Annotated in this window: 1 protein-coding gene; it reads left to right on the top strand. The window is 50.1% G+C overall.

The annotated features are described in order from the left end of the window. Window positions 1-79 precede the first annotated feature (79 nt). Window positions 80-1,191 (top strand): IS3 family transposase gene (locus tag BS639_RS24575; protein ID WP_139804186.1). Its coding sequence is split into 2 segments (ribosomal slippage): window positions 80-341 and window positions 341-1,191, totalling 1,113 coding nucleotides; the frame shifts between segments, so codons are not numbered across the junction. Window positions 1,192-1,208 lie beyond the last annotated feature (17 nt).

The following is a 1,208-nucleotide window of genomic DNA, read 5'->3' as shown; positions in this document are numbered from 1 at the left end:
TGTAAGCATCCCTCTTAAGCGAACCATTCACTTTTAGAGATCTTCCGGCATACTGATTATGTCCCCTGAGGAGATCGCCATGCGTAAGATTCGATTCACCGAACACCAGATCATCGCCGTTCTTAAGTCTGTCGAAGCCGGACGAACCGTCAAAGATGTCTGCCGCGAGGCCGCTATTTCAGAAGCCAGTTATTACAACTGGAAGGCGAAATATGGCGGGATGGAAGCCGCTGATATTAAAAAGATCAAAGATCTTGAGGATGAGAATCGTCGTCTGAAGCAGATGTTTGCCGATCTGAGTCTGGAATGCCGGGCACTGAAAGACGTTATTGAAAAAAAGCTTTAAAACCAGCGGTAAAGCGAGAGCTCGTCAGCTATCTGACCGCGCAGTTTTCGATGAGCTTACGCCAGGCATGCAGGACGTTATCGCTGAGCAGGACGGTGTTTAGTTATCAACCGGATACACGACGTGATGAAGCAGTGATCCAGAGCCTGACTGAGGCAGTTGAACGCTACCCTCGCTACGGATTTAAGAAGCTTTTTCAGGTGCTTCGCAGGCAGGGGCACGTCTGGAATCACAAGCGGGTACACCGGATTTACTGTCTGTTAAAACTGAATTTTCGTCGCAAGGGTAAACAACGCCTGCCGGTGCGCAATCCGGCTCCGCTGGCAACGCCGGAAGCGCTCAATCAAAGCTGGTCCATCGATTTTATGCACGACGCGCTGACATGTGGCCGACGTTTTCGGACTTTCAATGTCGTCGATGATTTTAACCGTGAAGCTCTGGCTATCGAAATTGACCTGAATATCCCGGCCCAGCGTGTCGTCCGGGTACTGGACAGGATTGTGGCAAACCGCGGATACCCGCTGAAGATGCGGATGGACAATGGACCGGAATTAATCTCACTGGCTCTGGCGAATTGGGCAGAAGAGCATGGTGTGATGCTGGAATTTATCAAGCCGGGTAAGCCGACGCAGAATGCCTTTATCGAACGGTTTAACCGGACGTACCGGACAGAAATACTGGATTTTTACCTGTTCAGAACTCTGAACGAAGTACGGGAAATCACAGAGCGCTGGCTGATGGAATATAACAGCGAGCGACCTCATGAATCTCTGAATAACCTGACGCCGGAAGAGTACAGGCTGATGGCCGAAAATACGGAAATCTCAAAAAGTGCGTGGAACTAAAACGGGTGTGCTTACAA

The organism is Rouxiella silvae (assembly GCF_002093625.1).
Lineage (GTDB): Bacteria > Pseudomonadota > Gammaproteobacteria > Enterobacterales > Enterobacteriaceae > Rouxiella > Rouxiella silvae.
This window is presented reverse-complemented; position numbering and strand designations above follow the sequence as displayed.